This window comes from Pseudomonas sp. KU43P (assembly GCF_033095865.1).
GTDB lineage: Bacteria > Pseudomonadota > Gammaproteobacteria > Pseudomonadales > Pseudomonadaceae > Aquipseudomonas.
The window spans coordinates 2,046,975-2,060,393 of sequence record NZ_AP019365.1; the positions used below are offsets into that span (position 1 = coordinate 2,046,975).

General features: G+C 63.4%; 14 protein-coding genes and 1 pseudogene. 10 read left to right on the plus strand and 5 right to left on the minus strand.

What is annotated here, in order from left to right:
* The first annotated feature begins 27 nt into the window (after nucleotides 1–27).
* Nucleotides 28–291, plus strand: coding sequence for a hypothetical protein (locus tag KU43P_RS09240; protein ID WP_317662480.1), 264 nt, complete (start codon nucleotides 28–30; stop codon nucleotides 289–291).
* 5 nt (nucleotides 292–296) lie between these two features.
* On the opposite strand, the gene KU43P_RS09245 is transcribed toward KU43P_RS09240, so the two are convergent.
* Complete coding sequence (locus tag KU43P_RS09245) at nucleotides 297–785, minus strand: LEA type 2 family protein (protein ID WP_317662482.1); 489 nt, start codon at nucleotides 783–785, stop codon at nucleotides 297–299.
* Between the two features lie 135 nt (nucleotides 786–920).
* Here KU43P_RS09245 and KU43P_RS09250 point away from each other — a divergent pair.
* The 3 genes and pseudogenes from KU43P_RS09250 to KU43P_RS09260 all read left to right on the plus strand — a co-directional run.
* Nucleotides 921–1,427 (plus strand): annotated as a pseudogene (locus tag KU43P_RS09250) (RNA polymerase sigma factor); the annotation flags it as partial.
* A gap of 4 nt (nucleotides 1,428–1,431) precedes the next feature.
* Nucleotides 1,432–2,307 (plus strand): FecR family protein, encoded by an 876-nt coding sequence (locus tag KU43P_RS09255; RefSeq protein ID WP_317662484.1) that lies wholly within the window; start codon nucleotides 1,432–1,434, stop codon nucleotides 2,305–2,307.
* A gap of 128 nt (nucleotides 2,308–2,435) precedes the next feature.
* Nucleotides 2,436–4,856 carry a TonB-dependent receptor gene (locus KU43P_RS09260; RefSeq protein ID WP_317662485.1) on the plus strand — a complete coding sequence of 807 codons (2,421 nt, stop codon included), beginning with the start codon at nucleotides 2,436–2,438 and terminating at the stop codon, nucleotides 4,854–4,856.
* 130 nt (nucleotides 4,857–4,986) lie between these two features.
* On the opposite strand, the gene KU43P_RS09265 is transcribed toward KU43P_RS09260, so the two are convergent.
* The gene (locus KU43P_RS09265) at nucleotides 4,987–5,877 is read right to left on the minus strand and encodes a LysR family transcriptional regulator (RefSeq protein WP_317662486.1); all 891 of its coding nucleotides are present in this window, start codon (nucleotides 5,875–5,877) and stop codon (nucleotides 4,987–4,989) included.
* Nucleotides 5,878–5,979: 102 nt separating this feature from the next.
* Here KU43P_RS09265 and KU43P_RS09270 point away from each other — a divergent pair, with 102 nt between their 5' ends.
* The 6 genes from KU43P_RS09270 (at nucleotide 5,980) to KU43P_RS09295 (ending at nucleotide 11,435) form a co-directional block, all read left to right on the plus strand.
* Nucleotides 5,980–7,059 carry an extracellular solute-binding protein gene (locus KU43P_RS09270; protein ID WP_317662488.1) on the plus strand — a complete coding sequence of 360 codons (1,080 nt, stop codon included), beginning with the start codon at nucleotides 5,980–5,982 and terminating at the stop codon, nucleotides 7,057–7,059.
* A gap of 26 nt (nucleotides 7,060–7,085) precedes the next feature.
* Nucleotides 7,086–8,051: an agmatinase gene (gene speB / locus KU43P_RS09275; RefSeq protein WP_317662489.1), complete on the plus strand. Its 966-nt coding sequence runs from the start codon at nucleotides 7,086–7,088 to the stop codon at nucleotides 8,049–8,051.
* A 133-nt stretch (nucleotides 8,052–8,184) separates the two neighbouring features.
* Nucleotides 8,185–8,502, plus strand: a complete 318-nt coding sequence (locus tag KU43P_RS09280; RefSeq protein WP_317662490.1) for a hypothetical protein — start codon at nucleotides 8,185–8,187, stop codon at nucleotides 8,500–8,502.
* 23 nt (nucleotides 8,503–8,525) lie between these two features.
* Nucleotides 8,526–9,674, plus strand: a complete 1,149-nt coding sequence (locus KU43P_RS09285; protein WP_317662491.1) for a PQQ-dependent sugar dehydrogenase — start codon at nucleotides 8,526–8,528, stop codon at nucleotides 9,672–9,674.
* A gap of 60 nt (nucleotides 9,675–9,734) precedes the next feature.
* Nucleotides 9,735–10,841: a cell division protein ZapE gene (gene zapE, locus KU43P_RS09290; RefSeq protein ID WP_317662493.1), complete on the plus strand. Its 1,107-nt coding sequence runs from the start codon at nucleotides 9,735–9,737 to the stop codon at nucleotides 10,839–10,841.
* A gap of 12 nt (nucleotides 10,842–10,853) precedes the next feature.
* Nucleotides 10,854–11,435: a DinB family protein gene (locus KU43P_RS09295; RefSeq protein WP_317662495.1), complete on the plus strand. Its 582-nt coding sequence runs from the start codon at nucleotides 10,854–10,856 to the stop codon at nucleotides 11,433–11,435.
* Between the two features lie 36 nt (nucleotides 11,436–11,471).
* Here KU43P_RS09295 and KU43P_RS09300 read toward each other — a convergent pair whose 3' ends face one another.
* From KU43P_RS09300 to KU43P_RS09310, 3 genes are all read right to left on the minus strand, one after another.
* A complete protein-coding gene (locus KU43P_RS09300) occupies nucleotides 11,472–12,470 on the minus strand; it encodes an alpha/beta fold hydrolase (RefSeq protein WP_317662497.1) in 999 nt (332 codons plus the stop codon).
* 75 nt (nucleotides 12,471–12,545) lie between these two features.
* Nucleotides 12,546–12,983, minus strand: coding sequence for a YqaA family protein (locus KU43P_RS09305; RefSeq protein ID WP_317662499.1), 438 nt, complete (start codon nucleotides 12,981–12,983; stop codon nucleotides 12,546–12,548).
* The gene (locus KU43P_RS09310) at nucleotides 12,983–13,411 is read right to left on the minus strand and encodes a DUF411 domain-containing protein (RefSeq protein ID WP_317662501.1); all 429 of its coding nucleotides are present in this window, start codon (nucleotides 13,409–13,411) and stop codon (nucleotides 12,983–12,985) included. Before KU43P_RS09310 ends, KU43P_RS09305 begins: the two co-directional genes overlap by 1 nt.
* Nucleotides 13,412–13,419 lie beyond the last annotated feature (8 nt).

Here is a 13,419-nt window from a genome sequence, read left to right on the forward strand (position 1 = left end):
GGGCATTTTCAACCGGCAGGAATTTCCATGAGTTTCAATCTGGCCAACATGAGCTTTGAGGAACGGGCGCAGATCGAGGCAGAGAAAGCCCGGCTGTTCGAGCTGTGGCAGAACAACCTGGGCAAGGCCAAGGGTGAAGCAGCCCGGCTGATTTCGGAGAAACCACGGCGCAAGGGCAAGTGGGCCGAGTGGGTAAGGGCCGAACTGGACGCCATGTCACCGCCTGAATACGCCGGCATGGTACGCAGTGAGGTCAACAAGATGATGGCGGCTGCCAGCAGCAGCCGCTGATACTGTCACCAGTTCAGGCTGGCGCCCTTGGGCAGGTCGAGCTTGCCCTCATCGGTGAAACGTACGGTGCCGAACAGCCCGCCCGCCAGTTTTCCGCGCAGCACGTAAGGCATGCCCTGCAGCGTATCGAGCTTGCCCAGGCCATAGGCCTGGCGCAGGAACGAGAACGCCGTGATGCTGATCGGCACCACGATCACCGCCTCCCCGAAACGGCCTATATGCCCCGACTGGTCGCTGACGCCCGCAGCCAAGGGCTGGCCATTGACTTCCAGCTTCAACGCGATGCCGTTGTAATCGATTTCCTGCTCATTGGGGTTCTGCACGCGCATCTTCACGGCCATGCGCATTTCCAGTTCCTGCCCGGCAAGCGGTTCGAAGCCGATTACGGTGATGTCGAGCGGGTCACGGGGCTGGAACAGCGCGCAGGCGTTGAGCCCGATCGCCATCAGCAAGACCAGCATGAGGCGTGTGTAACGTTGTAATTGCAGAGCCATGGGCGCGAACCTTGCTGCAGAGTCAGACCTGCAGTGTGGCAAATGCACGGTAGCGTTGAAAGTGTGAGGCATTATGAAAGATACTGTTTCTCATTAACGCCCGATAATCCCTCTTACTGGCAGTGCTTCCACCCCATGCTGACGTCTCCCGTGTCTGGTCTGCTGGCAAGTTTCCAGGAGCACTATGACGACCTTCTGCAGTTTCTGACTCGGCGCATGAGTGACCGGCAGCGCGCCGCTGACGTGGCCCAGGAAACCTACCTCAAGCTGGTGAAGATCGACGAGCAGGCCGTGCCAGTGTTGCATGCGCGCAGTTTCATCTTCCGCGTAGCGGGCAACCTGGCCATTGACGCCTTGCGCCGAGAGCAGCGTCTGGCTGCCAGCCACGAGGACAGCGATGGCGCGGCGCAGGTGGCTTGCCCCGCACCGGCGCCGGAGGCGGCGCTGTTGGCCCGTGAGCGCCTGCAGATCCTCGATGAAGGCTTGCTGCAGCTGCCCGAGAATGCCCGCCAGGCCCTGTTGCTCAATCGTGTCGAAGGCCTGACCCAGGCACAGATTGCACAACGACTGGGCGTTTCCGAGAGCATGGTGGCAAAATATATCGGCCAGGCGCTGCGCCACTGCCGTGACTGGCTTAAACATAATCATGACTGACACCTCGACCATGCCCGTGCCCCAGCCTATCAGCGATTTGTCCGACGATGCCCTCGACTGGCAGGTGCTGCTGCATTCGGGTAACGCCAGTGCGGCCGATCAAGCGCGCTACAAGCGCTGGTGTGAACTTAGCCCGGCGCACGCCGAGGCGGCATGCGAAGCGCAAGCGCTCTGGCAGGATCTGGGCCAGACGCCGACTGCCCAAGCATTCGAAACACCGCCCATGCGGCGCCAGAAGCGGCACTGGGCCGTAGGCCTTGCCGCGTCCCTGGTGCTGCTCGTGGCCGGCTATGGTGGATGGCAGCAAGTGCCGGTATGGCTGGCGGACTATCACACCGGCATGGGCGAGCGGCAGAGCATAACCCTGGCAGATGGCTCGCGGGTGACGCTCAACAGCGCCAGTGCCCTGAATGTGGCCTTCACCGCCAGCGAGCGCAGGGTGTCGTTGCGGGCTGGCGAGGCGTTGTTCGAGACGGCCGATGATCCACGGCCGTTCGTGGTCCAGAGCGCAGGCGAAGCCGTGCAAGGCAGTGCCGCGACCTTCAGCGTGCGCAGTGATGGCCACGTGGTGCTGGCCAGCGGTGAAGCCCGGATTGGCGCGCAGAGCCTGGCCGTATCACCCGATGCCAGCGCCCAGACCGCCTGGCAACGCGGCAAGCTGATCTTCAATGGCAAGCCGCTGGGGCAGGTTCTTGCGGAGCTTGAGCGTTACCAGCACGGCCGGATCGTGCTGTCCGACAGCAAGCTGTCGGCGCTTGAAGTCAGCGGCGTGTTCGATCTTGACGAACCCCAAGCGCTGCTGCGCACCCTTGAACAGCGCTACGGCCTCAAGGTCACCTACCTGCCGTGGTTGGCAGTCGTGTACTGAGCCTGAGAAAAATAATCAAAACTTTTTCATTTGGCACTGCAAGTTCGTGCGAGCCAGATCGTCGTAGTGGGACTGATCAGCAACCCATTCTCATTTACGACTTGTCTGGAAGCTCATTCGTGCCTCTCATGCCCAAGCCTTCGTACCGTCGCGGCGGTCGTTTCCATCATGCCTTGCTGTCCTGCAGCGCCTTGGCCGTATTCGCGGGCCCACTGCAAGTGTGGGCAGCCACACCAACCGCCCAGGCGGCGATGGAGACGCGCCAGGTACAGCTGGACCTGCCTGCGCAACCCCTGGACCAGGCACTGACGGCATTCGCCGACCAGGCCGGGCTGCACCTGTTGTACACCACTGCCGATGTTAAGGGCCTGACCAGCCCAGCATTGCAGGGCAGTTACAGCGTCGAGCAGGCGCTCCAACAGTTGCTCGCCGGCAGCGACATGGCCTGGCAGTTCAGCGATACCCGCACTGTCACCCTGCGCAAGGCCGCACCGCAAGCGGTCAACCTCAAGCCGATCGAAGTCAGCGTCGCCTCGCGCACCAGTACTGCCATCAGCGAAATCCCCGGCACCGTGTGGGTAGTCGACCAGCAGCAACTGCGCGAACAGATCGACAGCGGCGTAAGCCTCAAGGAAGCCATCGGCAAGCTGGTGCCAGGCTTGGACCTGGCGCCGGAAGGGCGCACCAACTACGGCCAGAACATGCGCGGGCGCAACGTGCTGGTGATGATCGACGGCGTCAGCCAGAACAGCTCGCGGGGCCTGTCGCGCCAGTTCGACAGCATTTCGCCGTTCAACGTCGAGCGTGTCGAAGTGCTGTCCGGGGCCAGCGCCATCTATGGCGGTGGCGCCACCGGCGGGATCATCAACATCGTTACCAAGAAGGGCGAGCCTGGGCCAGCGCGCTTCGAGACCCAGCTTGGCGCCAGCAGTGGCTTCAACAACAGCGATGACTTGGCGACGCGCTTCGCGCAATCCATCAGTGGCGGCAACGAGCGGATCAACGCCCGTCTGGGTATTTCCGGCGAGCAGAACGAAGCCTTCTACGACGGCGCGGGCGAGCAGATCTTCATCGACAATACCCAGACCGACCTCCAGTACAACCGCACCATCGACGTGCTCGGCACCGTCGGGCTGAAGCTTACCGATGAGCAAAGCCTCGACCTGTTGGCCCAGTACTACGATTCCGGTAACCACGGCAGCACCGGTATCTACTTCCCCAATCTCAATTACAACGCGCCCTCCGACCTCGAAGACGCCGAGCTGCGCAGCGGCTACTCGTCCGACCTGGAACCGCGCACCCGGCGCCTGCTGCTAAACGCCAACTATCACCACACAGACGTGCTGGGGCAGGACTTCTACCTGCAGGCGTCCTATCGCAAGGAAGACGACAACTTCTATCCGTTCCCCTACTACAACCGCGCCACCCCAACCGGTTCACGCGGCGTGTACTTCGCCGCTTCGCAGCAGAATTTCGAAGTTACCAGCCTCAAGGGCCTGTTCGCCAAGCAGTGGGACACGCTGAAGCTCACCTACGGCGTCGACCTCGACCGAGAACGCTTCAACGCTGATCAGACCACCTTCGATGCCCAGACCTCGTCCGACAGTGGCGGCCTGGACCTCGACAAGCAAAGCAAGGCCCCGCGCTATCCCAGCTATCGCGTGGACGGTGTCTCGGTCTATGGCCAGCTGGACTGGCATGCCACCGACAACCTGACCCTGTCCGGTGGGGCCCGGCGTCAGCAGATGGACGTGGATGTCAGTGACTTCAAGGGCGTGCCCGGCGGCAGCAACGACTACCAGGTAAGCCTGTACAACATCGGCGCCATCTACGACTTCAAGAATGGCCACCAGGTGTGGACCAACTACGGCGAAGGCTTCGACCTGCCGGACCCGGCCAAGTACTACGGCAAGCCAGGCCTGAGCGTGGCGGACAACCCCCTGGCCGGCATCAAGAGCCGCCAGGTCGAACTGGGCTGGCGTTATGCTGATCTGGACTGGGATGCCCAGGCAGCGCTGTACTACATCTGGTCGGACAAGATCATCAACGTCGATTCGCAGACGCTGACCATCAACGTAGAGGATCAGAAGAGCCGTGACTTCGGCTTCGAAGGGGCATTGACCCGACACTTCCAGAGCGGCTGGGAGGCCGGCGGCACGCTGCACCTGACCCGCTCCGAAGAGGAGGATGTAAACGGTGGCTGGATCAAGCGCGATGCCCGATATGCGTCGCTGTCCAAGTCCACGGCATTCGTCGGCTGGAAGGGCGATGGGCGCAGCGCCAGGCTGCAGGCCAACCATGCCTTCAGCCTGAAGGATGATGCCGACCACGAGATCGACGGGTACACCACCTTCGACCTGCTGGGCAGCCAGGACACCGGCTTCGGGACGTTCAGCGCAGGCATCCAGAACTTGCTGGACAAGCAGTACAGCACCGTCTGGGGGCAGCGGGCGACGTTGTTCTATTCGCCGACCTACGGGCCGGCCTATCTGTATGACTATCAAGGGCGAGGGCGTACCTACACCCTGACCTGGAGCATGGCCTACTGATTCAGGGGCCTGCAACGGCCTCATCGCCGGCAAGCCGGCTCCCACCGGTACGCCGCAGGCCTGGAAGCTGCGGTATCCCTGTGGGAGCCGGCTTGCCGGCGATGAGGCCAGTACAGACAACCAACCACTATCAGCCAAACACCGCCAGCAAATCCTCCGCAAACGCCCGCTGCGCCTCCCCCGGCGCCTGCCCTCGATGCCTGGCCAAGGTAAACGGCACCACAAAGTCCAGCGCGTGATCCAGCGGCCACAACAACCCCTGTTCCTCCCATCCCTGGGCACAATGGCACGGCAAGTAGCCGATATGCCGCCCCGACAGAATGAACGTCAGTACGCTCTCGATCTGTTCGGCCACGGCCATGCTGCGTCGGCTCTGGAACGGCTCGCCGCCCTTGAGGAAACGATAGGGGTGGCGCACCTGATCTGCCTCCAGCAGTTGCTCGTACGTTACCGGTGTCACCCTGAACAGCGCATGCCCCTTGCCGCAGTACAAACGCTGCCGTTCCTCGAACAATGGTTGGTAGTCGAACGCCGCCTGCTGACCGGAGAAGTAGCTGATGGCGTAGTCCAGGCGCTGCTCGAGCAATAGCCGTTCAAGCTCCGCGGGCGGAGCGCTGATCAATTCCAGTTGCACCGTTTCATCCCGTTCACGAAAGCGTGAGATGGCCCGCGCCAGGCGCAGGTTGACGGCCGCGTCCTGGTTCTCCGCCATACCGACCCGAACCGTGCCCAGCAACCGCCCACCCACGCCATTGGCCTGCTGGCGAAAGCGCTCGATATCCAGCAATAAGCCACGGGCGGCATCCAGCAACAACTCGCCCTTTTCCGTCAGGCTGAAGCCGCGTTTGCCACGGCTGCACAGGCGATAACCCAGGCGCGCTTCCAATTGCGCCATGCGCTGGCTGATGGTGGGCTGGCTCAGGCCCGATACGCCTTGGGCGGCACTGAAGCCGCCAGCCTCGACTACAGTGACGAACAGCCGCAACAGGTGCAGGTCAGGGTCGTGCAGTTGTCCGAGCATCACATTGCTCCCGGTGAATGTCAGCTTTCTAAAGTTGCCATTCTTGCAATGTAACTCGGCTGGCATGCTGGCGGCATCCACCCATTGCCCGAGGTGTCCGTCATGCGTAGATCGCTGTGCCTGCTGTCCCTGTGCCTTGCCTTGCCGCTGCAGGCCGAAGAGAAGGTCGTCAACCTCTATAGCTGGGCCGACTATGTCGCCCCGGAAACACTCCGGCGTTTCGAGCGTGAGACCGGCTACAAGGTGCGCTATGACACCTTCGATACCACCGAGGTGCTGGAAACCAAGCTGCTGACCGGTGGCAGCGGCTACGACGTGGTCGTGCCATCGTCCACCGTGCTGGCGCGGGCACTCAAGGCCAATGCCCTGCAGCCGCTGGATGCCCACGACATGCCCGGTTATGCCAACCTCGACAAGGACTTGCTGGGCAAGCTCGCCGAGGCCGACCCAGGTAATCGCTATGCGGTGCCCTACACCTGGGGCACCTTGGGCCTGGGGGTGAATGTGGAGGCGGTGCGCCAGCGCCTGGGTGAGGTGCCGATGGACAGCCTCGACCTGCTGTTCAAGCCCGAATACGCCAGCCGGCTCAAGGATTGCGGCATTGCCATGCCCGATTCGCCGCAGGAAGTGATAGGCGTGGCCCTCAACTACCTGGGCAAGGACCCATACAGCCAGGACAAGGCCGATCTTGCCCAGGCTCAGAACCTGTTGAACCAGCTGCAGCCTTCGATCAGCTATGTCGCCAATGGCCGGCAGATCAACGACCTGGCCAATGGCAGCGTGTGCCTGGCCCTGACCTACAACGGTGACGCGGCAATGGCTGCTGACCAGGCACGCCGCGCCGGCAAGCCGTTCGAGCTGATCTACCGCATTCCGCGCGAAGGGACGCTGGTCTGGCAGGACAACCTGGTCATTCCCAAGGACGCGCCGCACCCGGAAGCAGCCCGCGCCTTCATTGCCTTCATGCTCAAGCCAGAGTCGGTGGCTGCGTTGACCAATACCCTGTTCTTCGCCAACGCCAACCAGGCGGCCACGCCGCTGGTAGACGAGGCGGTGCGCAATGACCCGGATATCTACCCGCCGGCAGCGGTGCGCGAACGCCTGTATGCCGACCGCAGCATGGCGCTGTCCGACCTGCGCCAGCGCAATCGGTTGTGGACGGCGTTCCGCACCCGGCAATAAACCTACAACAACAAAGGAGCCCAACCGTGGACCAAGCCCAGAGCAATGACCAGGCCATGACCCGTGACAGCCTGTATGGCACCGCTGCGGAGAGTACCTACGCCGGTATTACCAGTTTCTCTCGACGTCGTTATAGCCGCGACCTGCGCGGTGTGAATGTGGTCGTCAGCGGAGTGCCCTTCGACACCGCCACCAGCAACCGCCCGGGTGCGCGGTTCGGGCCGCGGGCGATCCGCGCCGCTTCGGTGCAACAGGCCTGGGCCCGCCACTGGCCCTGGGCGTTCGACCCGTTCGACCATCTGGCCGTCATCGACTATGGCGATTGCGCGTTCGACAATGGCACGCCGCAGTCGGTACCTGACAGCATCGAAGCGCATGCTGAGCACATTCTCGAAGCCGGCTGTGCGATGCTCACCTTGGGCGGCGATCATTTCATCAGCTACCCGCTGCTCAAGGCCCATGCCCGACGCCACGGCCCTCTGGCGCTCATCCATTTCGATGCGCACAGCGACACCTGGCCGGACGAGGAGGGCAAGCGCATCGACCACGGCACCATGTTCTGGCATGCCGCGCGTGAAGGCCTGGTCGATCCCTCCTGTTCCGTGCAGATTGGCTTGCGCACCACCAATGATGACAGCCAGGGCTTCGCCATCCTCGATGCCCGGCAAGTCCACCGCCAAGGCACCGAGGCGATCATCGCGGCGATCCGCCAGCGGGTGGGCGAGCGCCCGGTGTACCTGACCTTCGATATCGACTGCCTCGACCCGGCGTATGCCCCCGGTACCGGTACTCCCGTGTGTGGCGGGCTTAGCACTGTGCAGGCACTGGAAATACTCGGCGGGCTACGCGGTATCAACCTGGTGGGCATGGACCTAGTGGAAGTGGCGCCTGCCTATGACCATGCCGACATCACGGCGTTGGCCGGCGCGACACTGGCCATGGAGATGCTGTGCCTGTACGCGGCGCGGCACAAGGTCGATAGCACCCTGTAACAAAGGCTGTACGCCCACCCTCACAGGTTCATACTGAAACATCAGGAATCGCATTCACACTTTTGCCGCGAACCCATCGCGCCTTAGGCTATCCAACGCACGAGGCGCGCCTTTTTCGTACAGGAGGTGAAGCATGAACCTTACATTGCCAACCCTGGCCGTCGGCCTGTTGCTGTGCCTGCCGGCGCAGGCTGCCTCGCTGCAGCCTTTACAGCTCGCTGCCAGCAACAACAACCCGTACAACAGCCCGATCCAGCGCGCCAATCCCAATAGTCGCCAAGGCAGCATGCCTGCCACGCCGCCTGTGCGCGGGCCCTCGACCGAACCCATCTATCGCACCCCCAGCCTCGACAACCGTGGCATCGGCAATGGCGACAACCTGCGCCGCCAGCAGCAGGCACCCAACCTGGAACCCACCCGGCCCCCGCGGGACAGCCAACGCGCGCCCTGAACCACCCACGAAAGGAATTGTGCATGAGCAAAGCTAACTGGCTGGCCACCCTGGCCGCCGCCGCCCTGCTGCCATTGTTGGCTCAGGCCGCTTCCGAGCAGCAGTTCTCCAGTGAAGAAGGGCAGCTCACCGTCAGCACCCTGGCGGACGGCTTGCGCAACCCCTGGGCATTGGCCTTCCTGCCTGGCGGCAAGGACATGCTGGTCACCGAGCGCCCCGGTAACCTGCGGCTGGTCAACGCCGAGGGCAAGGTCGGCCCACCCATCAGCGGCGTGCCCAAGGTGTGGGCCGAGGGCCAGGGTGGCCTGCTCGACGTGGTGCTTTCGCCGGAGTTCGACAAGGACCGCACCGTTTATCTCTCCTATGCCGAAGAAGGCAGTGATGGCAAGGCCGGCACAGCCGTGGGGCGCGGGCAATTGACCGAGGACCGCGCACGGCTGGAGAACTTCACCGTGATCTTCCGCCAGGAGCCCAAGCTGTCGGTCGGCAACCACTTTGGTTCACGGCTGGTGTTCGACCGTGACGGCTTCCTGTTCATTGCCCTGGGCGAGAACAACCAGCGTGCCACCGCCCAGGACCTGGACAAGCTGCAGGGCAAGGTGGTGCGCATCCTGCCTGACGGTGAAGTGCCCAAGGACAACCCCTTTGTCGGCAACCCCAAGGTGCGCCCGGAAATCTGGTCGTTCGGCCACCGTAACCAGCAGGGGGCTGCACTCAACCCCTGGACCGGCAAGCTCTGGACCCATGAGCACGGCCCACGCGGTGGTGACGAGATCAACATCCCGCAAGCGGGCAAGAACTACGGTTGGCCGATCGCCACGCACGGCATCAACTACTCGCTGCTGCCGATTCCCGAAGCCAAGGGAGAGCACGTCGACGGCATGGTCGACCCGCACCACGTCTGGGAAAAATCGCCTGCCATCAGCGGCATGGCCTTCTATGACAGCCCGACCTTCAAGGCCTGGGACCACAACCTGTTCATCGGCGCGCTGGCGACCGAGGAGCTGATTCGCCTGCAACTCGATGGCGACAGGATCGTCCACGAAGAGCGTTTGCTGGCGGACCTGAAGGCGCGTATCCGCGATGTGCGGGTCGGGCCGGACGGGTATCTCTATGTGCTGACCGACGACAAGGATGGGCGGCTGCTGAAGGTCGGGCTGAGCCCTGGCTGAGCAGGGTTGTGGGCTGCATCGCCGGCTTGCCGGCGATAGGGCCCTTGAACATAATGCCGCATGACGCCAGATCCCAGATCCCGCTACCACCAGGCCCTCGCCGACCAAGGCTACGCCCCCGACCCGGCTCAAGCCCAGGCCGTCGATGCCCTCCAGGCCTGCTTCGAAGCCGTCGAGCAAGGCCGCCCCACCCAGGGCCTCTACCTCTGGGGCCCGGTCGGCCGCGGCAAGACCTGGCTGATGGACCTGTTTCATCGCTGCCTCACCGTCCCGGCGCGCCGTCAGCACTTTCACCATTTCATGGCCTGGGTCCACCAGCGCCTGTTCCAGCTCAATGGCACCCCCGACCCGCTGCAGGCGCTGGCGCGTGAGCTGTCGAGCGAGATCCGCGTGCTGTGTTTCGACGAGCTGTTTGTCAGCGACATCGGCGATGCGATCATCCTCGGCCGTCTGTTCCAAGTACTGTTCGACCAGGGCGTGCGGGTAGTCGCTACCTCCAATCAGCCGCCCCAGCAGTTGTACCGCGACGGCTTCAACCGCGAGCGTTTCCTGCCGGCAATCCACGCTATCGAGCGGCACATGCAGGTGTTGTCGGTGGCCGGCGAGCGGGATCATCGCCTGCACCCAGGGGCAGAACGGCAACGCTACTGGGTGGCCCAAGCTGGTGAGCCGTGCAGGCTTGCAGCCGTGTTCGAGCAACTCAGCCCTGACGACCCTGGCTGCACCCAGCCGTTGCGCCTTGGCGCACGGCAGGTTCCGGTCGTGCGCCACAGCGCCGGGGCAGTCTGGTGCCGTTTTGCCGATCTGTGCGAGCAGCCGCTGGCAGCCATGGAATTCATGGCCTTGTGCGACCGTTTCCCGGCGATACTGGTCGAGGGGGTACCGGCCCTTGGCGGTGATCAGCGTGAAGGGCGTATTGCCCGTGGCACCGAGGATGGCGCGGCGCGGGTGATGGCGGGGGACCGCGAGTTGCCCGCCTTGTCGCCCAAGGATGACGCCGTGCGCCGCTTCATTGCCCTGGTCGATGAATGCTATGACCGCCGGGTGGCCTTGTACCTTGAAGCGCAGGTACCGCTGGATGCGCTCTACACTCAAGGGTATCTGGCGTTCCCGTACCAAAGGACCCTGAGCCGGCTACGGGAGATGCAACTGCAACGCTTCGCCTGAAGGAGCCGAACCATGGAGCCGTTGTCGCATCATCTGCTGACCCAGGCCTATAACAATGGCTGGGCCAACCACCGCCTGTACAAGGCTTGCCTGCAACTGACCCACGACGAATTCGTCGCCCCACGCTGCAGCTTCTTTCCGTCGATCAAGGCGACGCTCAACCATCTGCTGACGGTGGACTGGTTCTACCTGCACATGCTCGAGTGCGAGCAGCGCGGCGAGGCGCCGGATGCCGACGGCGAACGTTTCTTCGACCCTGAGCAGCCGTTTGCCACCTGCACCGACCTGCATGCCGAGCAGGCCCAGGCCGACCACCGGCTCATCGCTTACTGCACCCTACTGCGCGACGACCAGCTTGCCCGCTACGTGAGTATCGTGCGGCCAGATCGGATCCAGCGCGAGCAGCGCCTGCGCTTGCTGTCGCACCTGTTCGAGCACCAGATCCATCACCGGGGCCAGGTGCACGCCATGCTCAGTGACACGGCAGTACGGCCACCGCAACTGGATGAATTTTTTTGCGAGGAAGAGTCTGAGCTGCGGGTAGGGGATTTTGCCGAGCTTGGCTGGAACGAAGCGCAGGTCTGGAAGCACTGAAGGTTGAAAGGGGGCGCATGGCGCCCCCCCGTCCCGTCAGCGTGCCAGCCACTCGACGAGCGTTCGGTTGAACCGCCTCGGTTCCTCGATCTGTGGTGCATGCCCCATGCCTTCGAAGGTCATCAGCTCACCGTGTGGAATCAGCTTCGCCACCTGCGGGCCGAGCTCCTTGTACTTGCCCAGTCTGGCCTTGACTTCCGGCGGCGCGATATCACTGCCGATGGCGGTGGTGTCCTGGTCACCGATCACCAGCAGGGTCGGCATCTTCAAGTCCTTGAACTCGTAGTACACCGGTTGGGTGAAGATCATGTCGTAGATCAGTGCCGAGTTCCACGCCACCGCCTCATGCCCCGGCCCCTGGTTCAGCCCCACCAGCATCTGCACCCAGCGCTCGTACTCAGGCTTCCAGCGCCCGGCGTAGTACGTCTTGCGCTCGTATTCGCGCACACCCTCGGCATCGAGTTTGAGTTCCCGGGCATACCACTGGTCCACCGAGCGGTAGGGCACGCCGAGGGCTTTCCAGTCTTCCAGCCCGATCGGGTTGACCATCGCCAGGCGCTCGACCTGCTGCGGGTACATCAACGCGTAGCGGGTCGCGAGCATGCCGCCGGTGGAGTGGCCGAGAACAACCACCTGCTGGATGCCGAGATGCTCGAGCAACGCGTGGGTGTTGCTGGCCAATTGCTGGAAGCTGTACTGGTAATGCGCCGGCTTGCTCGACGTGCAGAAGCCGACCTGGTCTGCGGCAATGACCCGGTAGCCGGCCTGGCTCAAGGCGTCGATGGTGGTTTCCCAGGTGGCGGCGCAGAAGTTCTTGCCGTGCATCAGGACCACGCTGCGACCATTGGCCTGGCCTTTGGCGGGCACGTCCATGTAGCCCATCTGCAGCGGCTGGCCCTGGGATTGGAACTCGAAATGCTTGAGCGGGTGAGGGTAGCTGAAACCTTCGAGCTGTTTACCGTAGGTGGGCGTTTCGGCAGCGATGGCCGGGGCGCCGGCAAGGCAGGCCAGGGCCAGGGCGGTTGCACGCAGCATGGGGGCACTCCATGTAGGACCATGTAGGAAATGGCGACTGTAGCAGCCAGTGGACCACCTTGAACGTTAAAGGTGTCACCAAGTGTGAAACCAACCCAGGGTAACCAGCGCCACAACGATGTAGCGCCCGCCCTTGGCCAGCGTCACCAGCAGCATGAAGCGCCAGAACGGCTCACGCATGATCCCGGCGATCAGGGTGAGGGGGTCGCCGATCACGGGCATCCAGCTCAGCAGCAACGACCACTGTCCCCAGCGTTGGTAGCGCTGCTGGGCGCGTTCGAGCTGGCTGGCGCTGAACGGAAACCAGCGCCTGTGGCGCAGGTGCTCGATGGCCCGCCCCAACAACCAGTTGACGACCGACCCCAGCACATTGCCCAGGGTGGCGACCAGCAACAAGGTCAACCAGGCGTCTGGCTGGCGCAGCAGCAACCCCACCAGTACCGCCTCAGACTGCAGTGGCAGCAGCGTGGCGGCGCCAAAGGCGCTGAGAAACAGCGCCCAGAGGCTGAGCATCAGTAGGTGGCGACCACGGTGTCCTGGCCGTCCTGAGTCACGCCGATGACCTGGTAGGCGTCCTTGTGATCCCCCATCTCCATTCCCGGTGAGCCCATGGGCATGCCGGGCACGGCCAGGCCCTTGAGGTCGGTGCGCTTGGCCAGCAGGCGTACCTGTTCGGCCGGTACATGCCCTTCGACGAACTTGCCGTTGATCACCCCGGTGTGGCACGACGCCAACCGTGGCGCCACACCCAGGCGCTGCTTGACGGCGCTCATGTTTGGCTCGACATGGTCATTGACGGTGAAGCCGTTGTCGCGCAGGTGGCTGATCCACGCCTTGCAGCAACCGCAGTTGGGGTCGCGGTAGACGTCGATGGTGTCGGCCGCGTGGGCCAGGCCGGTGATGGCCAGCAGGCCGAGGGCTATCAGGTTTTTACGCAGCATGGTCGAAC